Annotated in this window: 14 protein-coding genes, 3 rRNA genes and 1 pseudogene; 9 read left to right on the top strand and 9 right to left on the bottom strand. The window is 66.9% G+C overall.

Going from position 1 to position 24,527, the window contains the following annotated elements:
* Positions 1-112 precede the first annotated feature (112 nt).
* Positions 113-2,455 (bottom strand): lysylphosphatidylglycerol synthase domain-containing protein, encoded by a 2,343-nt coding sequence (locus OG811_RS09595; protein ID WP_406073511.1) that lies wholly within the window; start codon positions 2,453-2,455, stop codon positions 113-115.
* A 119-nt stretch (positions 2,456-2,574) separates the two neighbouring features.
* On the opposite strand from OG811_RS09595, the gene OG811_RS09590 reads away from it, so the two are divergent.
* The 3 genes from OG811_RS09590 to OG811_RS09580 all read left to right on the top strand — a co-directional run bounded on the left by OG811_RS09590 (position 2,575) and on the right by OG811_RS09580 (position 7,818).
* Positions 2,575-3,192, top strand: coding sequence for a DedA family protein (locus tag OG811_RS09590; RefSeq protein ID WP_406073509.1), 618 nt, complete (start codon positions 2,575-2,577; stop codon positions 3,190-3,192).
* 87 nt (positions 3,193-3,279) lie between these two features.
* Positions 3,280-5,835, top strand: coding sequence for a magnesium-translocating P-type ATPase (gene mgtA, locus OG811_RS09585; protein WP_406073508.1), 2,556 nt, complete (start codon positions 3,280-3,282; stop codon positions 5,833-5,835).
* Between the two features lie 444 nt (positions 5,836-6,279).
* Positions 6,280-7,818: a non-reducing end alpha-L-arabinofuranosidase family hydrolase gene (locus OG811_RS09580; RefSeq protein WP_406073506.1), complete on the top strand. Its 1,539-nt coding sequence runs from the start codon at positions 6,280-6,282 to the stop codon at positions 7,816-7,818.
* A gap of 132 nt (positions 7,819-7,950) precedes the next feature.
* On the opposite strand, the gene OG811_RS09575 is transcribed toward OG811_RS09580, so the two are convergent.
* The 4 genes from OG811_RS09575 to OG811_RS09560 all read right to left on the bottom strand — a co-directional run bounded on the left by OG811_RS09575 (position 7,951) and on the right by OG811_RS09560 (position 11,507).
* The gene (locus tag OG811_RS09575) at positions 7,951-8,433 is read right to left on the bottom strand and encodes a class I SAM-dependent methyltransferase (protein ID WP_406073504.1); all 483 of its coding nucleotides are present in this window, start codon (positions 8,431-8,433) and stop codon (positions 7,951-7,953) included.
* A 175-nt stretch (positions 8,434-8,608) separates the two neighbouring features.
* The gene (locus OG811_RS09570) at positions 8,609-9,100 is read right to left on the bottom strand and encodes a MerR family transcriptional regulator (RefSeq protein ID WP_406073503.1); all 492 of its coding nucleotides are present in this window, start codon (positions 9,098-9,100) and stop codon (positions 8,609-8,611) included.
* Positions 9,100-10,599 (bottom strand): SulP family inorganic anion transporter, encoded by a 1,500-nt coding sequence (locus tag OG811_RS09565; protein WP_406073501.1) that lies wholly within the window; start codon positions 10,597-10,599, stop codon positions 9,100-9,102. Before OG811_RS09565 ends, OG811_RS09570 begins: the two co-directional genes overlap by 1 nt.
* 326 nt (positions 10,600-10,925) lie before the next feature.
* Entirely contained in the window at positions 10,926-11,507 is a 582-nt protein-coding gene (locus OG811_RS09560) for a dihydrofolate reductase family protein (protein ID WP_406073499.1), read from the bottom strand.
* A 512-nt stretch (positions 11,508-12,019) separates the two neighbouring features.
* On the opposite strand from OG811_RS09560, the gene OG811_RS09555 reads away from it, so the two are divergent.
* Positions 12,020-13,645, top strand: coding sequence for a cellulose binding domain-containing protein (locus tag OG811_RS09555; RefSeq protein WP_406073497.1), 1,626 nt, complete (start codon positions 12,020-12,022; stop codon positions 13,643-13,645).
* A gap of 273 nt (positions 13,646-13,918) precedes the next feature.
* Here the strand turns inward: OG811_RS09555 and OG811_RS09550 are convergent, their stop codons facing one another.
* Positions 13,919-14,155, bottom strand: a complete 237-nt coding sequence (locus OG811_RS09550; RefSeq protein WP_406076025.1) for a hypothetical protein — start codon at positions 14,153-14,155, stop codon at positions 13,919-13,921.
* Positions 14,148-14,429, bottom strand: a pseudogene (locus OG811_RS09545) (DUF1275 family protein); the annotation flags it as partial. The pseudogene OG811_RS09545 and the gene OG811_RS09550, both read right to left, overlap by 8 nt.
* Positions 14,430-14,574: 145 nt before the next feature.
* Here OG811_RS09545 and OG811_RS09540 point away from each other — a divergent pair.
* Entirely contained in the window at positions 14,575-15,546 is a 972-nt protein-coding gene (locus OG811_RS09540; protein ID WP_406073496.1) for an NADP-dependent oxidoreductase, read from the top strand.
* Between the two features lie 4 nt (positions 15,547-15,550).
* Here OG811_RS09540 and OG811_RS09535 read toward each other — a convergent pair whose 3' ends face one another.
* Positions 15,551-16,141, bottom strand: coding sequence for an HAD family hydrolase (locus OG811_RS09535; RefSeq protein WP_406073494.1), 591 nt, complete (start codon positions 16,139-16,141; stop codon positions 15,551-15,553).
* Between the two features lie 138 nt (positions 16,142-16,279).
* On the opposite strand from OG811_RS09535, the gene OG811_RS09530 reads away from it, so the two are divergent.
* The 4 genes from OG811_RS09530 to rrf all read left to right on the top strand — a co-directional run bounded on the left by OG811_RS09530 (position 16,280) and on the right by rrf (position 22,429).
* Positions 16,280-16,525: an SCO4848 family membrane protein gene (locus tag OG811_RS09530; RefSeq protein ID WP_406073492.1), complete on the top strand. Its 246-nt coding sequence runs from the start codon at positions 16,280-16,282 to the stop codon at positions 16,523-16,525.
* Between the two features lie 692 nt (positions 16,526-17,217).
* A 16S ribosomal RNA gene (locus OG811_RS09525) occupies positions 17,218-18,732 on the top strand.
* Between the two features lie 383 nt (positions 18,733-19,115).
* Positions 19,116-22,227: ribosomal RNA gene (locus OG811_RS09520) — 23S ribosomal RNA — on the top strand.
* An 85-nt stretch (positions 22,228-22,312) separates the two neighbouring features.
* Positions 22,313-22,429: ribosomal RNA gene (gene rrf / locus OG811_RS09515) — 5S ribosomal RNA — on the top strand.
* Together the 16S, 23S and 5S rRNA genes form the textbook arrangement of a ribosomal RNA operon.
* Before the next feature lie 256 nt (positions 22,430-22,685).
* Here rrf and OG811_RS09510 read toward each other — a convergent pair.
* Complete coding sequence (locus OG811_RS09510) at positions 22,686-24,503, bottom strand: VanW family protein (RefSeq protein WP_406073491.1); 1,818 nt, start codon at positions 24,501-24,503, stop codon at positions 22,686-22,688.
* Positions 24,504-24,527 lie beyond the last annotated feature (24 nt).

Below are 24,527 nucleotides of genomic sequence, written 5' to 3'. Positions count from 1 at the left end.
TCGAGTACCCGTTCCCGCCTAGAACAGGCGCGGGTACGTCACGACGTGGACCGGGCCATCGGCGATCACCATCTGGTGTGTGCCCGGGTGTGTGTGTTCTGGGCAGTCGTGGTTACAGCAAGCGGCGACGGGTCATGGTGCGGAGGGCCAGGTAGCCCGGGGGCACCGGAATCCAGAAGGTCGCGAGGCGGTAGATCAGGACGCTGGCGACGGCGATGTTCAGTTCTACGCCGTAGACCAGCAGGCCGGAGACGAGCGCGGCCTCGGTGGCGCCGAGTCCGCCGGGGGTGGGCGCGGCGGAGGAGACGCCCTCGCCGATAACGCAGACCAGTATCACCGGGGGTAGGAGCGCGAGGTCGATCGGCTGCCCGGTGGCGAGTAGCGCGAGGTAGAGACAGAGGCCGTAGGTGAGGGTGAGCGTCACGGAGGCGGCGAGGAGCCGCCGGAGCCGGTGCTGATGGGGCAGGGTGCGTAGGGCGGCGATGACCCGGTCGGCGGCTACGCGTCCGCGGCGGCGGACCCGGGGTGCGGCGAGGATGGCCGCCAGGACGAGCAGTGCGACGAGGGTGCCCAGCAGTAGAGGCAGCGCCTTGGTCGAACTGTGAATGAGAACGCGGGCGGGCTGCCGTGCGAAGGGCAGCAGGACCGGTAGCAGCACGACTACCGAGACCACGCCGGCGGTGCGGGAGACGGCCACGGCGGTGGCGGCCTCGGCGGTGGCGAGCCCTTTCTGGTGTAGGTAGCGCAGGCTGAGCGCGGCACCGCCGAGGCTGCCGGGGGCCAGTCGGTTGGCGAACGACGCGGCGACCTGCACCAGGGTGGCCTCGCCGAGGGGGACGCGGTTGGCCGTGGCGAGCCGGAGCACGACGGCGCTGAGCAGGTAGGTGAGGGCGGAGGCGAGCAGCGTCGCCACGACGGCTACCGGCTTCGCGTGCACCATCAGATGCAGCGCAGTGCGGACCTCGCCGAGTTGCGGGAGCAGCAGGTACACGATCAGCCCCAGGACCACCAGGAGCAGGATGTCGCGCGGCGCCGCCCGGATCACCTTGGCCGGTGGGCGGGCACGGTCCGGGCAGCGCCGCAGGATCTCCTCGCGCAGGCACTTCAGCAGGCCGGGGTGGGCGCGGACAGCGCTGCGGCCGGCGTGGGAAAGCACCGGCGGCTGTAGGAACGGGACACTGTCGGCCACCGTTTCGGGGCCGAGCCGGTCGACCGCGGCAGCTACGACGGTGGCCGGGTCGACCCGGGTGGCCAAGGCGACCAGCATCTCGACGATGTCCTTCGCCCACTGGTCGGCCGGGGCGTCGTCGACGCCGAAACCGAGGTCGACCAGGTACGCGCGGTCCCCGCCGATGAGCACGTTGGCGGCGCGCAGGTCGCGGTGCGCGATACCAGCCCGGTGCAGCAGCGCCACCTGTTCCCAGGCGTCCCGTACGGCGGCGATCGGAACCGGCCCGACGACGGCGTCGAGCGCCGCAGCGTCGACGAAGTCCTGCACCAGCAGGGCGTTCCCCCCGGGTGCGGTGGCGGTCGCCACGACGGCTGGCACCCGTACGCCAGCCCGTTCGGCCAGCAGAGTCAGGTAGGCCTCGTGCTCGCTCTGCTGCCTGGCGCTCAGGTACGGCGGCGTGTCGGCGACATGCCGGTAGCGCAGCCTCCGGTAGAGCTTGTAGGCCCAGTCCGCGTCGCGTTGTTGGCCCCCGGTCGCCTTCACGAACAGCCGCCGCCCGGCATCGGTGACGGCCTGCCACGGCTGGGAGCCGCGGGCGTCACCAGGGATCAGTTCCAGCCGTCGCACATCGAATCCGCGTCGCCGCAGCGCCTCGCGTAGATCGCGGGCGGACTGCTGCGGTCCGACCTCGCCGATGGCGAGCCGGGCCAGGCACACCGCGAGCCAGCCGACAAGGATCCCGCCGACGGCATCGACCGGCAGGTGCGCGCCGACGTGGATCCGCGCGACGGCGACCAGAGCGATCACCATCCAGGCCAGGTGGCGCCAGCGGGGGTTGCCGGACTGGGCCATGACGAGGGCCAGGGCGGTGGCGACCGCGACGTGTCCCGAGGGGTAGCCGAGCAGACCGGTGACCGTGTCCCGGAGGGTCACATCGGTCAGCAGCGCCGCAGGCCGCTGCCGGGCGACCACGGCCTTGACGGCGAGCGCGAGCCAGTACGCGAGGTTGCCCGCCAGCAGGAACCGCCAGGCGATGCCGGTGCGCCGTAGGATGACGGCCGTCGCGGCGGCGACGAGCACTGCCGCGTACGAGCCAACCTGCATGACGACGACCAGCACCGGGGTCAGCCCTGCCGGAAGTTGGTTGATCAGGGTGAACAGGTCCCGCTCCCATAACGGTATGGGGCGGTGCCGCGTCAAGGCGCTGACGGCGGCCAGCAGCCCGGCTGAGACGGCCAGGCTGACCAGCAGCGCCGGTGATGGGCGATGCGTCCGCGTTACCACCGATCCTCGGCTGACCCCTCATCCGGCTCGGTTCTAGCTGTCGGTCCCAACCCTACGGACCGCACGCGGCCGGAGAGGTTTTTGGCCGGAAACAACCCGCTAGGGTCGACAATCAGCAGGTGGACAGGGTGGTGGCGGTGCTCACTGGGTTACCGCCGCTTCTTGTCCTGACCCTGGTGCTCGTGTTGCCGGCCCTGGAGTCCTCGACCCTGCTCGGGCTGGTCGTGCCGGGCGAGACGGCAATCCTGTTTGGAGGGCTGGCCGCCCACAGCGGCGAGCTGCCGCTGTGGGCGGTGGTCGTCGCTGGGACGGTTGGGGCGTGCCTGGGTGACCAGGTCGGCTACGCGCTGGGCAGACGGTACGGCTCGGGGATGCTGGCCCACGTCCCGAAATCGTTGCGCGGGCACGTCGACATCGGCCGGGCCCGCCGCCTGATCGCCCGGCGTGGGGCGTGGGCGGTGGTGGCGGGCCGGTGGGTGGCGGTCCTGCGGGTCATTGTGCCGATCGTCGCTGGCGCCGGCGGGATGCCGTGGCCGCCGTTCCTGCGGGCGAATCTGGCCGGCGGGCTGCTGTGGGCGGCGGCCGTGGCACTGCTCGGCTACCTCGGCGGGGCCTCCTACCACTACCTGGAGCGGGAACTAGGGATCGGCGAAATTGCACTGCTGGCCGTGATCGTCGGCGGCGTGGCGCTGCACGTGTGGCGGCGTTGGATACGGCGCGGTCGAGCCGACCGATGACCGTTGACCGCTGCGGCCAATCGTCCGCACCGTGTCGAGAGGGTCGGTAGCGTCACTTGCGGGCGGTGGACGACGGCGGAGTGCGAGATGGCGGAGCGAGCAGAGGGCGACCCGCAGGCCCGCCCGACGGCGTTCTGGGCCGGGCCACTGCCGGACGCGCTGGCCGCCGCCGGGGCGCCTGCGGCCGGGCTGTCCGGGCAGCGGGCCGCCGACCTACTGCGTGAGCACGGACCCAACCGGGTTGAGGTGAGCGGCAAGCGGGGCTGGCGGCTCCTGCTGTCCCAGTTCACCAGCCCGATCATCCTGATCCTGATCGCCGCGACCGTGCTGTCCATGGCCGTCGGGGACCTGATCGACGGCGCGATCATCCTGGCCATCGTCGCGGCCAGCGGTGGCCTCGGCTTCGGGCAGGAGCACGCCGCCGGCCGGGCCGTCGACGCGTTGCAGGCCCGCGTGCGGGTCGACGCCGATGTGGTTCGCGACGGGCACGAGGTCTCCGTACCCGTGGACGAGATTGTCGTCGGGGATTTGGTGGTGCTCCGCGCTGGGGACGTGGTGCCCGCGGACTGCCGAATCGTCGACGCCCACCAGTTGCAGGTCGACCAGGCGGTGTTGACCGGGGAACCGTTCCCGGCCGCGAAGTCCACCGACGCGTCGCCGGCCGACGCGGAGCTGACCGCACGCGCCAACGCCCTGTGGATGGGCACCCACGTGGTCAGCGGCACCGGGCGGGCGGTGGTGATGCGCATCGGCCGGCGCAGCTCCTTCGGCGAGGTCACCAGCCGGGTTGCCGCCCGCCGCGCCAGCACCGGATTTCAGCGTGGGCTGACCCGCTTCGGGCTGCTGCTGGTCCGGATCATGGCTGTGCTGGTGGTCGGCATCTTCGCCGCCAACCTACTGATGCATCGGCCGATCATCGACTCCCTGCTGTTCTCGCTGGCCCTCGCCGTCGGGTTGACCCCGCAGATGCTGCCGGCGATCGTCGCGGTCAGCCTCTCCGCTGGGGCCCGGGCGATGGCCGCGCACCGGGTGATCGTCAAACGGCTGGACGTCATCGAGGACTTCGGGGCCATGACCGTGCTGCTGACCGACAAGACCGGCACCCTCACCATAGGGACGGTGACCCTCATCGCCTGCCTGTCGGTCGATGGCGTGCCGGATGACGAGGTGGGCCGCCTCGCTCGGCTCAACGCCGGGCTGCAGCGCGGGTTCCCCAACCCCATGGACGCGGCGATCATGGCGGGCCAGCAGCCCGCCGATCCGGCCGCCCGGATCTCTGAGGCCCCGTACGACTTCACCCGCCAACGCCTGTCGCTGCTGGTCCGCGACGGCGGCAGGCCGGTCCTGATCACCAAGGGTGCGTTCCGTGCGGTGTTGGACGCCTGCGGCAGCGCACGGGCCGGTGGTCACACGGTGCCGCTGGACGACGTACGCGACCGTGTGCTGGAGCGGTTCTCCGCGCTCAGCGGCGAGGGGCACCGGGTGCTTGGCCTCGCCATCCGTGCTATGCCGGGGGCCACCACGGCCTCCGCCGGCGATGAGCGGGAGATGACCCTTGTCGGGCTGCTCGCCTTCAACGACCCGCCCCGCAGCGACGCCGCCGCCGCGATCCGCCGGTTGGCCGACATGGGCGTCGAGGTCCGCTTGGTCACCGGCGACAACCGGCACGCCGCACGACACGTCGCCGCCGAGGTGGGGCTTGCCGGTGAGCCACTGATCGGCACCGACCTCGCCGCCTGTCCGGACGGGCAACTGCCGGACCGCATCGCCACCACCAGCGTGTTCGCCGAGGTGGACCCGGTGCAGAAGGAGCGCATCCTGACCGCGCTGCACACCCGCGGCGAGGTCGTGGGCTTCCTCGGCGACGGCATCAACGATGCTCCCGCGCTGCATGCCGCCGACGTGGGTATCTCCGTCGACACCGCTGTCGACGTCGCGAAACAGGCCGCTGCGATCGTCCTGCTGGAGAAGAATCTCGACGTGCTCGCCGACGGGATTCGGCTCGGCCGGCGCACCTTCACGAACACGCTGAAGTACATCCGGGTCAATACCAGCGCTTCCTTCGGCAACGTCGTGAGCATGAGCGTCGCCACGCTGCTCCTGCCGTTCCTGCCGCTGCTGCCTCGTCAGGTCCTGCTGCTCAACTTCCTCTCCGACATCCCCTACACGACCCTGTCCACCGACCACGCCGACCCGGAGCAGCTGCAGCATCCCCGCACGATCAACATCCGGACCATCCGCACGTTCATGCTGGTGTACGGCTCCATCAGCATCGCCGTGGACCTCGTCGCGCTCGCATTGCTGCACTGGTGGTGGCGGGCGCCTACCGACGTCTTCCGCGCCGCGTGGTTCATCCAGTTCACCGTCACCGAGATCATCGCGCTGATGGTGCTCAGAACCAATCGCACCTTCCTGCGCAGCCGCCCCTCAAAGGCGCTGGCCGGAACCGGTTTCCTGCTCATCGTGGTCACCGTCGCGCTGCCGTTCAGCCCTTTGGCCAAGCCGCTCGGGCTGGCCCCGCTGCCGCCCGCCATCGTGGCCACGCTGGCTGTGCTCACAATCGTCAACGTCGTCGCCATCGAGTTCGCCAAACGCCTCAGCCCTGCCGACTCCACGACGATCGGACGGAAGGGCGGTCGCTAGGACCCCGCCGAAGGCTGTGGGAGAGCTGATTCCTGTTCAGGGATGAGCCGGGTGCTCGCCACCATGGGCAGGCGTCGATGTTAGCGTCACCATGCCGCCATCCTCAATTGCCCAGCCGCGGTTCTCTGCCGCTGGAAGACGTGGTGGCCTGCGGGGAGTCGGTGAGGGGAGACCGCGCCAAGGGCTGCCCGTCCGTCACTGGCTGATGTTCCCAGCAAGTTACGTCTTGACGAACGGCATGTTATCGCTCACAGTCGATGGCTAAGGACGACGACACCTCTGGCTTACCGGGCGAGCCTGATTCGTCGACCTCGAATCAGGCGTGCACCAGGGCAGGCAGGCGTCTTGTTAGCGCTAACTTCTCCGACGCATGCGCCCCGCAACGTGTCGCGGTACGCCCATCTTCGGGCAGACCGTTCGGCTCTTGGTCATTAAAGGAGGATCATGTCTGCCCTTGATAGGTCTCCATCGATCGCGCCGCCATCGCGGCGGCGTGGGTGGTTGCTGCGGGTCTTTGCCGCTGGCGCAATGGCGGTGGCGGTCGGTGGTGGCGCCGCAGCGGTGGTGTCGTCACCCGCCGCCGCGGCGACGGTCGACACGAACGCGTGGTACGTGTTGATCAACCGCAACAGTGGTAAGGCCCTGGACGTGTACAACCTGGCCACGAATGACGGCGCGCGGATCACCCAGTGGGCCCGAAACAACGGCAACCAGCAGCAGTGGCAGTTCGTCGACTCCGGCGGTGGCTACTACCGGGTGAAGTCGCGGCTGTCCGGCAAGGTGCTGGACGTCTACAACTTCTCGACCGCCAACGGTGCCAGCATCGTGCAGTGGACCGACGGCAACGGCACCAACCAGCAGTTCCGGTTGGCCGATTCGGACAGCGGCTACGTCCGGTTGATCAACAGGAACAGCAACAAGGCGGTTGAGGTGCAGGGCGCTTCGACCGCCGACGGCGGAAACATCGTGCAGTACGACGACTGGGGCGGCAGCAACCAGCAGTGGCAGTTCGTCCGCGTCGATGGCGGGGGCAACCCCACCACTCCGCCGCCGACGACGCCTCCGCCGGGCGGCACCTGCGACCTTCCCTCGACGTACCGCTGGTCCTCGACCGGTGTGCTGGCGAACCCGAGGTCGGGTTGGGTGTCGCTCAAGGACTTCACCGTTGCCCCCTACAACGGCCAGCAACTCGTCTACGCCACCACGCACGACAACGGGAGCAGTTGGGGTTCGATGAACTTCGGCCTCTTCACGAACTACTCGCAGATGGCCTCGGCCAGCCAGAATGCGATGAACTCGGCGACCGTCGCGCCGTCGCTGTTCTACTTCGCGCCGCGCAACATCTGGGTGTTGGCCTACCAGTGGGGTGGTACGGCGTTCTCCTACCGGACCTCGACCGACCCCACCAATCCGAATGGGTGGTCCGGGGCGCAGCCGCTGTTCACCGGAAGCATTTCCGGTTCCGGTACCGGGCCGATCGATCAGGCGGTCATCGGTGACGGCACGAACATGTACCTGTTCTTCGCTGGCGACAACGGCAAGATCTACCGGGCCAGCATGCCGATCGGGAACTTCCCGGGCAGCTTCGGCTCCAACTACACGACCATCATGAGCGACTCGACGAACAACCTCTTCGAGGCCGTTCAGGTCTACAAGCTCCAGGGCCTGAACAAGTACCTCATGATCGTTGAGGCGATCGGCTCGCAGGGTCGCTACTTCCGCTCGTTCACGGCCACCAGCCTGGGTGGTTCGTGGACGCCGCAGGCCACGTCCGAGAGCAACCCGTTCGCCGGCAAGGCCAACAGCGGCGCCACCTGGACCAACGACATCAGCCACGGCGAGCTGCTGCGGACCAACGCGGACCAGACGATGACCGTCAACGCCTGCAACCTGCAACTGCTCTACCAGGGCCGTTCCCCCAGCTCCGGCGGCGACTACGGCCTTCTGCCGTACCGGCCGGGCCTGCTGACCCTGCAACGCTGACGGCCAGGACGCCGGTCCACCTCGGGTGCTCCTGCCCGTGATCAGGATCGAGTGGAACTGAACGGGCGGGCTCGGTGAAGACCGAGCCCGCCCGGCTCACGTAGAGGGTGCGCGGTGCCGAAAGCATCAGCCTCATTCGGTTGGTGTGCCGCTGACGCAGGTGAGCACCCGGCCCTGACCGCGAGTGGCGCTCGACCTGGTCGTAATGAAGCCGTGGGTTTCGAGCAGCAGCTCGGTCGCGGTGAGGTTCGCCGTGGCGTGTGCGGCTGTGGGCCGCTCGGCGAACACGTAGAGCCGTCCTCCCGCTGCCAGCAGGCTCCGCATTCGTTCGATCGGCCGCGTGGCGTCACCCAGCCAGAACAGGCTGACGTTCACCGCGAAGATCTTGGTGAAACGGTGAGCTGAGAGGTCGGCCGACTCGAATTCGGTACCTCGAATCTCAGCTCTACCGGCGTTGATGTGGCCCAGGTTCCGTTCGGTCGCGAGCCGCACCATCGTCGCCGCGCGGTCGATGGCGACGATTCGGCCGGTCGTGAGCCGGCTGGCGACCAGGGAGACGGCCGCTCCCCGACCGCATCCGATCTCCAACACCTGGTCGTCGGGCGCGACGCCCATCGTTTCCACCGCCCATCGCTGCCGAGGGGCCTTCGTCGCCCGCAGTGGTTCGTCCAGTGCGGGGACGGCGCCAGCACTGGAGGGACCCGGATCGCGGATCGGCAGAGTGCACCTCATGACATCACTCGCCGGTGCCTGCTCTACTCACGCATTCAATTCCACCTTTCCGGACGAGTCAGTGCACCGTGTCCTCGGTCACCTGTTCAATCGCCTGGGGCAACCGTGCTGCCCTGACCGTGGGGCCGCCGTGGTGGTCGAGTCTGTCGCGCAACGTGCTGGCAAAGTCCTCGGCCATGGTCAGCTGGTCGCGGAGGGCGGTGACGCGGGTGGCGACGGCGGTGTGAAACATGCCCAGCCGATCGAGCAGCGCGTCCCGGTCGGTGCCCGTTGCGGTGTCGAGGGCATCGAGGACAGCGAGCAGGTCGCGCATCTCGTCGAGGGTGAACCCGAGAGGTTTCATCCGCTTGACCACAGCGAGGCGGTCGAGATCGGGTTCGGCGTACAGGCGGAAGCCGCCCTCGCTGCGTGCGGAGGGGACGATCAGGCCCGCGTCCTCGTAGTGGCGGATGGTGCGGATGCTCAGCCCGATGCGTTCGGCGGCCTCGCCGATCTGCATCAACCGGCCTGCGGTGTGCCCCGGCCCGGCCGCACGGCTGGTGGCGGCCATCAGTGGCCGACGCCGAGCTGGCCGGCAAGGGTGGCGTGAATGTCGGCGCTGGGCTTGTTCAACTCGATGATCTCGACGGTCTTGCCCCGGGTGGCGTACCTGGTGGTGATCGCGTCCAGGGCGGCGACCGAGGAGGCGTCCCAGACGTGGGCGTGGGTCATGTCGATGACCACGTGGTCGGGGTCGTTCGCGTAGTCGAACTGACCCACGAGGTCGTTGCTGGAAGCGAAGAACAACTCGCCGCGTACGGAGTAGATGCGGGTGCCGCCGTCCGGGTCCAGCACGCTGGTGACATCGACCAGGCGAGCGACCCGACGCGCGAAGATGACCATGGCGGTGAGCACGCCGACGACGACGCCGACGGCGAGGTTGTGGGTGGCCAGGGTGGTCGCGACGGTGGCGAGCATGACGATCGTCTCGCCGTACGGCATCCGCTTGAGAGTCTTCGGCGCGACGGAGTGCCAGTCGAACGTCGACACCGCCACAATGATCATCACCGCTACCAGGGCAGCCATCGGGATCACCGCGACCACGTCGCCGAGCGCGACAACCAGGATCAGGAGGAAGACGCCGGCCAGAAAGGTCGACAGTCGGGTCCGGGCACCGGACGCCTTGACGTTGATCATCGTCTGGCCGATCATCGCGCAGCCGCCCATGCCTCCGAAGAACCCGGTCACGATGTTGGCCACGCCCTGTCCCCAGGACTCGCGGGTCTTGTTGGAACGGGTGTCGGTGATGTCGTCGACCAGTTTGGCGGTCATCAGCGACTCCATCAGCCCGACCAGCGCGATCCCCAGGGCGTAGGGGGCGATCACGGTGAGAGTGCCCAGCGTCCACGGGATCTGGGGCAGGCCGAGGGTGGGCAGACTGTCCGGCAGGGCTCCCTCGTCGCCGACGGTCGGCACCGCCGCGTGCGCGGCCACGGTCACCACGGTCAGCACCACGATGGCGACCAGCGGTGCCGGAACCGCGCGGGTGAGGCGGGGCAGCCCGACCATGATTGCCAGGGCGACGGCGATGAGCGGGTAGACCAGCCACGGCACGCCGAGCAGGTGCGGGACCTGGGCGGCGAAGATCAGGATGGCCAGGGCGTTGACGAAACCGACCATGACGCTGCGCGGAATGAAGCGCATCAGCTTTGCCACGCCGAGCACCGCGAGCAGAACCTGGATCGTGCCCCCGAGGATCACCGCCGCGATCAGATGGTCCAAGCCGTGCTCCTTGACCAGCGGCGCGACGACCAGGGCGATGGCTCCGGTCGCGGCGGAGATCATCGCCGGGCGGCCGCCGCAGATGGCGATGGTCACCGCCATCGTGAACGAGGCGAAGAGCCCCACCCGGGGGTCGACCCCGGCCAGGATCGAGAAGGAGATCGCCTCCGGGATCAGCGCGAGAGCAACGACCAGGCCAGCGAGAACCTCAGTGCGGAACACCTTCGGCGACAGCCAGGACGGGCGGGAAAGACGCGGCCGGGGCGGCGCGGACAGCACAGGAGACATACAGCCATTTCCACTCGGGCGTCACTGGGACGCGCCCAACCATCGCCCACCGATCAGCAGCGGTCGGTGGGGCCCGCCTGGGTGTCGTCACCCCGGACACGGCACGGTCGCCGCAGGAGGCCCTTCGGGTCCCGCTACGACGACCGGCCCTGACCGTACTCTTCCGTCAGGAGAGAGTAGGTCCAGCGTGGTGACCGTCACCGGCGCTGCGGAAACCGCGGATGACCGCGGTGACCAGACCCGTCGTTACCTTCGGGAGTTCCAGTCGGGCGCGCAGCGTACGCAGGACGCCCGGGAGCCGGTAAGCCCGGGCGCCCTCTGAACGGTTACGACACCTCGTACTCGAGCATGAGCACGCCGGTGCTGGTCGGCGTGCAGGAGGTCAGCCGCAGCCGTCGCGGCCGGCCCGTCTCGCGGAACAACCGCTTGCCGGAGCCGAGCAGGAGCGGGTGCAGGAACAGTCGGTACCCGTCGACCAGGTCGTTCGCGACGAGTGCCTGCACCAGCACCCCGCTGCCCAGCACGACGATGGCGCCCTCACCCGCTGACTTCAGTTCCGCGACCGCCGACGCGAGGTCTCCGTCGAGTCGCCGGGCATTGGACCAGGTGAGGTCGGTCAGAGTACGGGTGGCGACGTACTTGGGGGTCGCGTTGAGGTGTGCGGCCATCGGGTTGTCGTCGGGCTGGCTCGGCCAAAAGCCGATCATCTTCTCGTAGGTCCTGCGACCGAAGAGGTACGCCGTCGTCGGCCGCAGCCCCTCCACCGCGGCGGTTGCCTGGGCGTCGTCGAAGAACGGCCCCGCCCAGCCGCCGTGCTCGAACCCGCCGTCCCGGTCCTCGTCCGGCGATCCCAGCCCCTGCATGACCCCGTCCAGCGTCACGAACTCGACGACGATCAGTTTCCGCATGACCTCACCCCTCGACTCGGCGGACGACACCGCGTCATCCGCTCCCTCTCCACACGAACGGGACGCGCCCGGATCGACAACGACGCCGCCCCCGGGCCGGCCGTCAGCTGTCGGCGGCGAGCGTGCTCGTCGGCCGCTGCGCCAGTGCCCGCCGACCGACGGCGGCGGTCACCCGGCGCGACCAGCAACACGACCACACCGAGGGCTGGCCCTCCGGTCCGTCGGATCCGCCGGATCGGCACACCAAGTTGTCGGAGATTTTTCGGTGCGGCGCGACCGTGTCGCCTGGACCGGGCATGCGCAGACCAAGCAGCTCAAACCTCGACAGGCAGCCATGTCCTGGCGGCTGCGTCTCTGCCTCGAACGAGGGTGCAGGACGGTCAGTCGCGCCGAAACTTTCGGGCAAGCATTGACACTTTCTGATGGCCGGACCGACACTTGGGGCGGCTGGCATTCGTGATCTTCGATCATGCTTCGTCCTTCCCATCACCACGCCTGGAAGGAGAGCCCCGATGATCATCAGCTCGGGCCGCTCGATCACCCGGTCGACGATCGTCGCGCTCGCGATAGCAGCGCTCACGATCGCTGGATCGGTGACGGAAGTAGCAAGAACGACATCCGCAGAGGCGACTGCGGCCGGCATCCTGGCCGCCGCGCCCGTCGAGGACGACGGCGCCGACTGCGCGGTATCCGGCCTTCCCGACCTGGGCTCGCTGCCCACCAACGCCAAGCTTCCCGATCCCTTCAAGAAGCTGAACGGCACGACCATCACCTCCAGGTCCGACTGGCGCTGCCGGCGGGCGGAGATCAAGGAGCTTGCGGAGAAGTTCGTCTACGGCGACAAGCCCGCCAAGCCCGCGACAGTCACGGGCACGGTCTCCAACAGCAACATCACCGTCAACGTGTCGCACAACGGTAGGAGCTCGAGCTTCTCGGCGCGGGTCGAGCTGCCCAGCGGCACCGGTCCCTTCCCGGCCGTCGTGGTCGTGGGCGGATTCGGCGCGGACACCGCAACCATCAAGGCCGCTGGCGCCGCAGTCATCAGCTACGACCCCCTGGCGGTCGGCCGCGAGGGCACGCCCCGCAACAACAAGCAGGGCGCGTTCTACAGCATCTATGGCTCATCGAGCAGCACCGGGCTGCTCGCCGCCTGGGGCTGGGGCGTCAGCCGGATCATCGACGTCATCGAGCAGTCCGGCGGCGGGATCCTCAAGGCTGACGCGATGGGCGTCACCGGTTGCTCACGTTACGGCAAGGGTGCCTTCGCGATCGGTGTGTTCGACCAGCGCATCGCCCTGACCATGCCGATCGAATCGGGCAGCGCGGGTGTTCCCATCTTCCGGGGCATCCCCGGGGAAGGCGCGCAGAGCCTGAGCAGCGCGTACGGCGAGCAGCCCTGGTTGGGTGACGCGTTCGGCTCCTTCACCAGCAGCCCGAACAGGCTCCCGGTGGACACGCACGAGATGGTCGCCATGGTGGCGCCGCGAGGGTTGTTCATCATGGACAACCCGCACATCGCCAACCTCGGCCCCCGGTCGGCGAGCGTGGCGGCCCTGGGCGGTGCGGAGGTCTACCAGGCGCTCGGCGTCGGCGACAACATCACCTACTGGTCCGATGTCCAGGATGGCAGCCACTGCGCCAACCGCCCCGAGTGGCGTACCCCACTGCAGAACAACATCCGGAAGTTCCTCTTGAAGACCGGGAACGAGCCGGGCGTGATCCGGATCCACAGCAAGGCGCTCGGCCGGTTGGCCGACTGGCGGGACTGGCAGACGCCGGTCCTGGCTGACGGCCCGACCACCCCGCCCCCGACCACGCCTCCCCCGACCACCCCACCCCCGACCGGTGGCGGCTGTGCGGCGACGGTGTCGATCAACCAGTGGACGGGCGGGTTCGTCGCCACGGTGCGGGTGACCGCCGGCGCCGCGCCGGTCAACGGCTGGACGGTCACCATGACCCTGCCGTCGGGTGCCAGCATCACCAGCATCTGGAGCGCCAACCGGAGCGGCAACACCGGCACGGTCCAGTTCACCAATGTCGCCTACAACGGCTCCATCGCACCTGGGCAGTCAACCGAGTTCGGCTACCAGGGCACCGGCACCGGTGCGGGAATGACCCCCACCTGCTCGGCCGCGTAACCCTCAGGCCCGGTGCGGAGGTTCACAAGCCTCCGCGTCGGGCCGTGCGGCTCTGCGGCGAAGCCCGGCCCAGCGAGCGCGTCGATGAGGTCGTTGCCCGCGTTGACGACGAGGTCCGGGCCCATCTCCATGGCCTTGGCGATGCTGGGGATGGCATCGTGCGCATCGTCGAACCGGACGCAGCGCAAGGTGCGCGAGGACGCCCGCGTACGCGACGCCGTCGAGCAGGCGCTGCGTGGTCAGGAGCCGCAGACGTCCTGATCGCGGCTATCGTCAACGTCGCTGGGTACGGCCAGCGGTGGCTACCGCGCGGCGGGGCAGACCGACAGCGACCGTGATCACCGCGATCACCAGCACCGCCGCGAGCACGGGTGCCCAGGTGGGGGCCATCCGCAGCACCACCGTGCCGAGCACGGCGCCGACCACCAGCCCCGCCAACCGGCCGACGCCACCCACGTCGGCGAACCGGTGCGGGTCGACGACCCGACGCCGGACCAACTCGGTATCCACCAACTGCCACCACCGCACCCGCGAGCGATCGGCCGTCCGTCGTGGCGAACGCGTGGCCGAAGTGCACCAGGTTGCCGGTGACCACGCTGGCGAAGTATCCGTTGAGCTTGGTCAGGCAGGTCACGTCGATGCAGCCGGAGGCCCCGACCAGCGCCACCAAAAGCCAGGCCGTAGCCCGCGTCGACGGAGCGTGCGGCGCCCCTTCCCCCAGATCCTGCCAGCAACGTGACCGCCGCGCTCGCCCGACGTCCGCAGCCTCCGGGTAGGCAGCCATTCCCGCGCCCGCCCCGGCTATGCCCGTCATGGCACGCCGAGAGCGGGCGGTGGCCCTTGTGGGTGAACGGCGTTCAGCTCCGCGCCACACCTGTCGCCGAGCCGGCATGCTGCGACGGTGACGCCGGCACGGAGAGGGATTCCACATGGTTGACGGGGATGTGCCAGAGCGGATGCAGGCCGCGGCCTTCGACGAGTTCGGCGGGCCGGAGGTGATCACCCTGCGGAAGCTGCCGATCCCGAAGATCGCCGACGACGAGGTGCTGATCAAGGTCTGGAGTGCCGGCGTCGGGGTGTGGGACGCGTACGAGCGCGAGGGTGTGCTGGTGCCGGAGGGCTCAGCCCTCCCGATCGTGCCCGGCCCCGACGGCGCCGGAACCGTCGTCGCGGCCGGCAGCCAGGTGACCGACCTCGCGGTGGGCGATCTGGTCTACGTCTGCGCCACCACCCGGCCGAAGGGCGGCTTCTACGCCGAGTACGCGGCAACCAAAGCGCAGTACGCGGCGAAGCTGCCCGATGGTGTGCCGGTGGAGCACGCCGGTGCCATGCCCACCGACGCGCTGACCGCGCTGGCCGGGCTCGACACCCTCAGCCTGTCAGCCGGCGCCTGGTTGCTGATCTTCGGTGCGAGCGGCGGTCAGGGCCACCTGGCCGTGCAGCTGGCCAAACGGCAGGGACTGAACGTGATCGCCGTGGCCTCCGGGGCGGACGGCGTCGCGCTGGTGACCCGCCTCGGTGCCGACGTGTCCCTCGATGGCCACGGCGACGTGACCGACGTGCTCGCCCGGATCCGGGAGGCGGCACCGGCCGGGGTGAACGCCATCCTGGCGATGGCCGGCGGTGAGACCCTGGACCGGCTCACCGAGGCGTTGGTCGACGCCGGCGTGGTCGCGTACCCCCACGGTGTGCGGCCGGAGCCGCACGAGCGGCCCGGCGTCGTGGTCCGGGCGTACGACGGCGAAGCGAGCCCTGGACAGTTGCAGCGCCTCAACGAACTCATTGAGGCGGGGCCGTTCGTGGTGCACGTCGCAGAGACGTTCCCGCTGGGCAAGGTGCGGGAGGCGCACCAGCGCCTGCAAACCTCCTACGCGGGCAAGCTCCTGCTGACGATCAGCTGAGACCTCAGCGGGTGCGCTGTTGCGGCACGCGTACCGATGCCATGCCGGCCGCGGTCGCGGCCTGGATGCCCAGGTCGGTGTCCTCGAAGACCAGGCAGGACCCCGGGGGTACGCCGAGGTGCCGCGCCGCGAGCAGGAACGCCTCCGGGTCGGGCTTGGCCCGCGTGTAGTCGTCGGCGCAGACCAGCACGTCGAACCGGTCCAGCAGGCCCAACGCGTCGAGGGAGGCGGTGACCGAGGCGCGGGTGCTGCCGGAGACGACGGCGAACGGAACCCGCCGGTGCGCGTCGTGGATGTGCGCCAGCACCTCGGGCACGGCGGAGAGCTGCGGCAGCAGCTCCTGGTAGTAGCTCTCCCGGCGCTCGACGACGGTCGCCACCGGCATGGTGAGGCCGTGCTGCTCGTTCAGGGCCACGATGATGTCGGCGGTCGGCCGCCCACCCCAGGCATAGAAGAGGTCCTCCGGGAACTCGCAGCCCCATTCGTCCAGGGCCCGCTGCCAGGCCAGGTAGTGCATCGGCATCGAGTCGACGATGGTGCCGTCGCAGTCGAACAGGTATGCGGCGAACTCGCCGGGAGGCAGAGGCAGACTCACCGGGGAAGGGTACAGCGCGCCGCCGCCGCACCGGTGGCGAGCGATCGGCGGCTCTGTTCCCTCAGGGTCCGCCCAGCCGGATGGCCTCCTCGGCCAGCCCGGCCTGCTGAAACAGGCGCGCTGGCATACTCGGCTGCCATGGTGCTGTCGCGAGGGTGGGCCGTCTTCCTGGTCGGAGTCGGAATCTGGACCTGGGTGATCTGGCCGCGGTTCGCGCTGGCCATCTGGCGGGACCCGCGGTCCTGGGCGTCCGGCACGGTGGCCGACGGCGCCGCCACCAGCTTTCTGTGGGTGCACGCGCTGCTGATTGCCGCGTCCCTGGCCATCGGCACCACCGTCGGTGTCCTCGGCCTCCGGGCCTGGCTCGCCGCGCGCCGCAGTTGATCGGCAGCGGGTCGGCGACGGGTCAGCGGCAGCGGGGAACCGCATCGGCCGGGGAGTGTGACGCGGGACGCCCCCTGCGGATTTGACGATCAAACCCGCAGACGCGTAGCTTTCTCTCTGCCAGCGCGGGAACGGGGCAAACGGGACGAAAGTCCTGAAGCACCGGAACGGGCAGGCAGCCGGTCAAGCAGGGGGTTCACTCCTGCGGGGCGCGGTCCGGGCGGGGCTCGCCGAATCAGCCGCGAGGCGGATTTGGTGCAGCGAAGCCGACCGGGTAAGGTTCACGACCGGCAGGGCACCGGGCGAGACTGCGGGACACCGCAGCGGCCGGCCTGCCAAATCCGACGACCTGACGCAGCGGTCCGCTGCTGCGTGAGAGCGTCGGCGCTGACCCGTACGAAGCACGACAGACCGGGACACACGGTTTGACACGGCAGAGACGGTGAGGTAACGTAGTAAAAGTGCCCGGCGCGAGAGCGGCGGGGACGCAGCGCGGAAGGCCCCGGGATGGGGTTCCACTGTGGTGGGGCTTCTGGTCGGTGTGTGGTTGTTCTTTGAGAACTCAACAGGGTGCTTTAAAAGCCAGTGCCAATTATGATTTATACCCCGGACTGGTTGGGCCTTCGGGTCTGGCTGGTTGGGATTCCTTTGGCAACATTTGTTTGTTGTCAGGATGCTGTTCAACTAATTTTTTGTTGGAGAGTTTGATCCTGGCTCAGGACGAACGCTGGCGGCGTGCTTAACACATGCAAGTCGAGCGGAAAGGCCCTTCGGGGTACTCGAGCGGCGAACGGGTGAGTAACACGTGAGCAACCTGCCCTAGGCTTTGGGATAACCCTCGGAAACGGGGGCTAATACCGAATATTACTTGGTCTCGCATGAGGTTGGGTGGAAAGTTTTTCGGCCTAGGATGGGCTCGCGGCCTATCAGCTTGTTGGTGGGGTAATGGCCTACCAAGGCGACGACGGGTAGCCGGCCTGAGAGGGCGACCGGCCACACTGGGACTGAGACACGGCCCAGACTCCTACGGGAGGCAGCAGTGGGGAATATTGCACAATGGGCGGAAGCCTGATGCAGCGACGCCGCGTGAGGGATGACGGCCTTCGGGTTGTAAACCTCTTTCAGCAGGGACGAAGCGAGAGTGACGGTACCTGCAGAAGAAGCACCGGCCAACTACGTGCCAGCAGCCGCGGTAAGACGTAGGGTGCGAGCGTTGTCCGGATTTATTGGGCGTAAAGAGCTCGTAGGCGGCTTGTCGCGTCGACCGTGAAAACTTGGGGCTCAACTCCAAGCCTGCGGGCGATACGGGCAGGCTAGAGTTCGGTAGGGGAGACTGGAATTCCTGGTGTAGCGGTGAAATGCGCAGATATCAGGAGGAACACCGGTGGCGAAGGCGGGTCTCTGGGCCGAAACTGACGCTGAGGAGCGAAAGCGTGGGGAGCGAACAGGATTAGATACCCTGGTAGTCCACGCTGTAAACGTTGGGCGCTAGGTGTGGGGGGCCTCTCCGGTTTCCTGTGCCGCAGCTAACGCATTAAGCGCCCCGCCTGGGGAGTACGGCCGCAAGGCTAAAACTCAAAGGAATTGACGGGGGCCCGCACAAGCGGCGGAGCATGCGGATTAATTCGATGCAACGCGAAGAACCTTACCTGGGTTTGACATGGCCGCAAAACTCGCAGAGATGTGAGGTCCTTCGGGGGCGGTCACAGGTGGTGCATGGCTGTCGTCAGCTCGTGTCGTGAGATGTTGGGTTAAGTCCCGCAACGAGCGCAACCCTCGTTCGATGTTGCCAGCGCGTTATGGCGGGGACTCATCGAAGACTGCCGGGGTCAACTCGGAGGAAGGTGGGGATGACGTCAAGTCATCATGCCCCTTATGTCCAGGGCTTCACGCATGCTACAATGGCCGGTACAATGGGCTGCGATACCGTGAGGTGGAGCGAATCCCAAAAAGCCGGTCTCAGTTCGGATCGGGGTCTGCAACTCGACCCCGTGAAGTCGGAGTCGCTAGTAATCGCAGATCAGCAACGCTGCGGTGAATACGTTCCCGGGCCTTGTACACACCGCCCGTCACGTCACGAAAGTCGGCAACACCCGAAGCCGGTGGCCCAACCCTTGTGGAGGGAGCCGTCGAAGGTGGGGCTGGCGATTGGGACGAAGTCGTAACAAGGTAGCCGTACCGGAAGGTGCGGCTGGATCACCTCCTTTCTAAGGAGCACCATCCGGTGAAAGCCGGTATGGAGCCCGCGGCCCACATAGTGTTGGGTTGGGGTGCTCAGATGGCGGAGACACTGGCAAGTTTTTCCTCGGCAACGGCTGAGACTTCTTAGTACAGCCACTCTTTGGGGTGGTGGGAACGGGTTGGTCTTGGTGCGGCTGGGTGGAGGCGCTAAGCACCCTGTTGGGTCCTGAAGGAACAACCGTTGTGTTGTTGTTTCAGAGCCTTGAGTGAAGCGTAATAGCTTTGCGAGGTTGCCAGGCATGGCCTGGCCTCATATACCGCCGGCGGTTGGTCGGGTTTGGTGTGGGGCGGATCGGGTTGTGGGTTGGTCGTTTGTTGAGAATTGCACAGTGGACGCGAGCATCTTTGTGGTCAAGTTGTCAAGGGCGAACGGTGAATGCCTTGGCACCAGGAGCCGATGAAGGACGTGGGAGGCCGCGATAGGCCTGGGGGAGCTGTCAACCAAGCTGTGATCCCAGGGTGTCCGAATGGGGAAACCTGGCACCAGTCATGTGGTGTCACCCACACCTGAACACATAGGGTGTGTGGAGGGAACGCGGGGAAGTGAAACATCTCAGTACCCGCAGGAAGAGAAAACAATTTAGTGATTCCGTGAGTAGTGGCGAGCGAAAGCGGATCGAGGCTAAACCGGCTGCGTGTGATACCTGTCAGGGGTTGCGTGGTCGGGGTTGTGGGACCCTGCTGAACAAGCTGACACTTGTTCGAGAAGTTACAAAGTTAGTGGCTAGTCGAACAGTCTGGAATGGCTGACCGTAGACGGTGAAAGTCCGGTAGGTGAAAGTTGCTGACCTTCTGTGGGTGTTCCCGAGTAGCGGCGGACCCCTGAAATCTGCCGTGAATCTGCCAGGACCACCTGGTAAGCCTAAATACTTCCTGGTGACCGATAGCGGACAAGTACCGTGAGGGAATGGTGAAAAGTACCCCGGGAGGGGAGTGAAATAGTACCTGAAACCGTTCGCCTACAATCCGTCGGAGCCTTACGGGGTGACGGCGTGCCTTTTGAAGAATGAGCCTGCGAGTTAGTGGCATGTGGCGAGGTTAACCCGTGTGGGGGAGCCGTAGCGAAAGCGAGTCTGAATAGGGCGATTCAGTCGCGTGTCCTAGACCCGAAGCGGAGTGATCTAGCCATGGGCAGGCTGAAGCGCGGGTAAGACCGCGTGGAGGGCCGAACCCACCAACGTTGAAAAGTTGGGGGATGACCTGTGGTTAGGGGTGAAAGGCCAATCAAACTCCGTGATAGCTGGTTCTCCCCGAAATGCATTTAGGTGCAGCGTCGCGTGTTTCTTGCCGGAGGTAGAGCACTGGATGGTCTAGGGGGCCCACAAGCTTACCGAAATCAGCCAAACTCCGAATGCCGGTAAGTGAGAGCGCGGCAGTGAGACTGCGGGGGATAAGCTTCGTAGTCGAGAGGGAAACAGCCCAGATCACCAGCTAAGGCCCCTAAGCGTGTGCTAAGTGGAAAAGGATGTGGGGTCGCACAGACAACCAGGAGGTTGGCTTAGAAGCAGCCATCCTTTAAAGAGTGCGTAATAGCTCACTGGTCAAGTGGTTCCGCGCCGACAATGTAGCGGGGCTCAAGCACACCGCCGAAGCTGTGGCATTCACATTTTAACCTTGCTTGGACTTGATTCCTTGTGCAGGTGTGTGGATGGGTAGGGGAGCGTCGTGCCGCGAGTGAAGCAGCGGGGTGACCCAGTTGTGGACGCGGCACGAGTGAGAATGCAGGCATGAGTAGCGAAAGAAGGGTGAGAAACCCTTCCGCCGGATGACCAAGGGTTCCAGGGCCAGGCTAATCCGCCCTGGGTGAGTCGGGACCTAAGGCGAGGCCGAGAGGCGTAGTCGATGGACAACGGGTTGATATTCCCGTACCCGCGAAAGAGCGTCCCTGATGAACCTCGTTGTGCTAACCACCCGAGCTGCTTGATGTCTTCGGACTGATGGTGGGGAGCGTGGGAACCTGATGGGTAGTAGTCAAGCGATGGGGTGACGCAGGAAGGTAGCTGAGCCCGGCCGGTGGTTGTGCCGGGGTAAGCGTGTAGGCCGTGTTGTAGGCAAATCCGCAACACATGTTGGCTGAGACGTGATGCCGAGCCGATTCAGGTGAAGTCAGTGATCCTATGCTGCCGAGAAAAGCCTCTAGCGAGTTCTTAGCGGCCCGTACCCCAAACCGACACAGGTGGTCAGGTAGAGAATACCGAGGCGATCGGGCGAACTGTGGTTAAGGAACTCGGCAAATTGCCCCCGTAACTTAGGGAGAAGGGGGGCCGGAGACGTGAAGCCCCGCGCGGGTGGAGCGTTGTATGGCCGCAGAGAGCAGGGGGAAGCGACTGTTTACTAAAAACACAGGTCCATGCGAAGAAGTAATTCGATGTATATGGACTGACGCCTGCCCGGTGCTGGAACGTTAAGGGGACCTGTTAGCTCTTTCGGGGGCGAAGCGGAGAACTTAAGCGCCAGTAAACGGCGGTGGTAACTATAACCATCCTAAGGTAGCGAAATTCCTTGTCGGGTAAGTTCCGACCTGCACGAATGGCGTAACGACTTCCCCACTGTCTCAACCACAGGCCCGGCGAAATTGCAGTACGAGTAAAGATGCTCGTTACGCGCGGCAGGACGGAAAGACCCCGGGACCTTTACTATAGCTTGACATTGGTACTCGAATTAGCTTGTGTAGGATAGGTGGGAGCCGGTGAAGTCCATACGCCAGTATGGGTGGAGGCAATCTTGAAATACCACTCTGGTTGATTTGGGTATCTAACTTCGGACCGTTATCCGGTTCAGGGACAGTGTCTGGTGGGTAGTTTAACTGGGGCGGTTGCCTCCTAAAAGGTAACGGAGGCGCCCAAAGGTTCCCTCAGCCTGGTTGGCAATCAGGTGTTGAGTGCAAGTACACAAGGGAGCTTGACTGTGAGACTGACAGGTCGAGCAGGGACGAAAGTCGGGACTAGTGATCCGGCACTTGCGAGTGGAAGCGGTGTCGCTCAACGGATAAAAGGTACCCCGGGGATAACAGGCTGATCTTCCCCAAGAGTCCATATCGACGGGATGGTTTGGCACCTCGATGTCGGCTCGTCGCATCCTGGGGCTGTAGCAGGTCCCAAGGGTTGGGCTGTTCGCCCATTAAAGCGGCACGCGAGCTGGGTTTAGAACGTCGTGAGACAGTTCGGTCCCTATCCGCCGCGCGCGTAGGATACTTGAGAAGGGCTGTCCCTAGTACGAGAGGACCGGGACGGACGAACCTCTGGTGTGCCAGTTGTCCTGCCAAGGGCACGGCTGGTTAGCTACGTTCGGAAGGGATAACCGCTGAAAGCATCTAAGCGGGAAGCCTGCTTCAAGATGAGGTATCCCACCCACCTTGGTGGGGTAAGGCCCCCAGCTAGACGACTGGGTTGATAGGCCGGAAATGTAAGCCCGGTAACGGGTTCAGTTGACCGGTACTAATAGGCCGAGGACTTGACTACTAAGCTGCTACGCGTCCACTGTGCAACTCTCGATAAACGAACAACAGACCATTGTGTGTGGTGTTGTTTGATATGTCGATAGAGTTACGGCGGTCATGGCGGAGGGGAAACGCCCGGTCACATTCCGAACCCGGAAGCTAAGCCCTCCAGCGCCGATGGTACTGCACTCGTGAGGGTGTGGGAGAGTAGGACGCCGCCGGACAATCTTTCCAGGAAGGGTCACCCGTGAGGGTGGCCCTTTCTGCGTATCCAGACCCATACGCATTTGCGGGGCCTGCAATTCCCTGCCTGCTCAGTTGGCTGCACCGGTGGGTTACCTCCGACGGCGGCAGGTTCCACGAGACGTCGCTGGGCACCCGTCCGGTGGCCCACGTAAACGCGCTGAGGACCGCCGGGACCGTGGTGGTCGTGGTCCCGGCGGTCCTCAGCATTAGAGTCGTACGGCGGACAGCCGCGGCTCAGGAGGGCTTGGGACCGCAGACGTAACGGGGCTCCGCGTCGTAGCGCCAGGTGAACTTCTCCCGCTTGACCACCACGCCGCCCTTCTTGATGACCCGGAAGGCGTCCTGGGTGAAGCCGTTGATGCCGTTGGTCGCGATGCACGAGGGCCCGGGTTCCAGATGGATCAGCTTCGGCACGGTCATGTTACGGCGCGGCCCGTACTCCGTCTTCACGCTGTCGTAGATCTTCGTGCTCCAGATCGACACGGTGATCGTGCTCGACGTGTACGACGTGTCGATGAGCACGCCGTACTCCGTGTTGTTGCGGAACTTGAAGTCCAGGCTCGGCCAGAAGATGGTCGACTCGATGACCGCCGGGTACCGGTCGAACCAGTACGAGTGCGGCTTGTGCTCGACGTCCTCCAGCCCGGCGTAGTAGGTCGCGTTGAACAACGTGGTGGTGAACTGCGAGGTGCCGCCGCCGACCCCCGGCACCAGCTTTCCGTCGAGGATGACCGGTGCGTCCCGGTAACCCTGGGCGTACCCGCGCTCACCGGTGTGACCGTTCAGCGAGAACGTCTTTCCGGGCAGGACGACCGTGCCGTCCACCTTCTTCGCGATGGTCGCGATGTTCTGGCTGCGCGACGAGGCCATGCCGCCGGTGAAACGGGTGGTGAAGGTGGACACCCGCTCCTTGATGCCCAGGCCGGCCAGCTTCTCCCCGGTCAGCTCCGGCGGCGTCGGCTTCAGCTCGCCGGTCACCTCGCGGCCGTCCGACTTCGGTAGCACCGCCAGCAGGTCCCGACCCAGGGTCGCCGTGTCCAGTTGCTGCCCGGGCCTCCCGTCGGTGACGGTGGGCCGGCCACCGGAGATGGTCATCGTGGCGTCCTTCGGCGGCACCTCGATGGCGGCCAGGTCGTCGCCGAGGGCCGCCCGCAGCCGCTTGACGTCCACCGACGGGGTCAGCTTGCCGGTCTTGTCGGCCGTGAATCGCAGGCTCTTCGCGATGGCGGCGGGCGGGACCCGCACCGAACCCTTGTCGGTACGCAGGGTGACCGGTGCGGCGACCGCCGGCTTCGCCAGCTCGGTGACCAGCCGGTCCAACTCCTCCGGGGTGGTCGCCGGGTGGCTCTCCACCAGTGGCACGGTGACCGGCGTGCCGGCCAGCCAACCGGCGCGGACCACCTCGGCGGAGCGCTGCGGCGCCAAGGCCAGCCCCGGCTTGGGCTGCACCACCTTCGGCGTGGTGCCCTGATAGGTGATCGCCGGCATCGTCATCCCCTGGGCCTGGTCGCCGAGCACCTTACGGAGCGCGTCGTCCAACCGGTCCACATCGACGCTGACCACCGGGTCGACCGTGCGGGAGCCGACCAGCCGGCTGACGGGGTGCGCGTCGGCCGCGGCCGCTGCCGCGACGGTCGCCGGCACGTCGACGGCAAGCCCCACGTCGGCCGGGTTGATCTCGGCGGTCCGCCCATCCACGGTGACCTTGAGCGGCGCGGCGAGCGTCGCCGCCCGCCGGTCCAGTTCCGCCCGCAACTCCCGGTCGGCGTCCGCGCGGCTCCGGCCGCCCAGCTCGGTGCCGAGCACGCTGGTGCCGCGAGGAACATCCCCGGCGTACGCCCAGGCGCCGGCACCCGCCACGGCGGCGAGTACGCCACCGGTGACGCCGGCGGCGAGCAGCACCCGCGCCCGGCGGCGGCGCGGACCGCCCTCCGGCTCGACGGGCGCGGGTGCCGTCACCGGCCCCGGCCCGTCGTCCGGCCAGGTGACCGCGGTGACCTGCACGGTGGGCCGGTCGTCGGCGGGTGGACTCTTATCGCCGTACAGCGTCACTGCAACCTCGATCGCCAGGGTGCC

It is taken from the genome of Micromonospora sp. NBC_01638, assembly GCF_045209745.1.
In the GTDB taxonomy this organism is placed as follows: Bacteria; Actinomycetota; Actinomycetes; order Mycobacteriales; family Micromonosporaceae; genus Micromonospora.
Note: the sequence above shows the minus strand (reverse complement) of the source record. Positions and strands in the feature narration are given on the sequence as shown.

What these genes read in the sequence shown, in the direction of transcription:
- mgtA (WP_406073508.1), top strand. Translation starts at nt 3,280, where the DNA reads ATGGCGGAGCGAGCAGAGGGCGACCCGCAGGCCCGCCCGACGGCGTTC.
- OG811_RS09580 (WP_406073506.1), top strand. Translation starts at nt 6,280, where the DNA reads ATGTCTGCCCTTGATAGGTCTCCATCGATCGCGCCGCCATCGCGGCGG.
- OG811_RS09575 (WP_406073504.1), bottom strand. Translation starts at nt 8,433, where the DNA reads ATGGGCGTCGCGCCCGACGACCAGGTGTTGGAGATCGGATGCGGTCGG.
- OG811_RS09570 (WP_406073503.1), bottom strand. Translation starts at nt 9,100, where the DNA reads ATGGCCGCCACCAGCCGTGCGGCCGGGCCGGGGCACACCGCAGGCCGG.
- OG811_RS09565 (WP_406073501.1), bottom strand. Translation starts at nt 10,599, where the DNA reads ATGTCTCCTGTGCTGTCCGCGCCGCCCCGGCCGCGTCTTTCCCGCCCG.
- OG811_RS09560 (WP_406073499.1), bottom strand. Translation starts at nt 11,507, where the DNA reads ATGCGGAAACTGATCGTCGTCGAGTTCGTGACGCTGGACGGGGTCATG.
- OG811_RS09555 (WP_406073497.1), top strand. Translation starts at nt 12,020, where the DNA reads ATGATCATCAGCTCGGGCCGCTCGATCACCCGGTCGACGATCGTCGCG.
- OG811_RS09540 (WP_406073496.1), top strand. Translation starts at nt 14,575, where the DNA reads ATGGTTGACGGGGATGTGCCAGAGCGGATGCAGGCCGCGGCCTTCGAC.
- OG811_RS09530 (WP_406073492.1), top strand. Translation starts at nt 16,280, where the DNA reads ATGGTGCTGTCGCGAGGGTGGGCCGTCTTCCTGGTCGGAGTCGGAATC.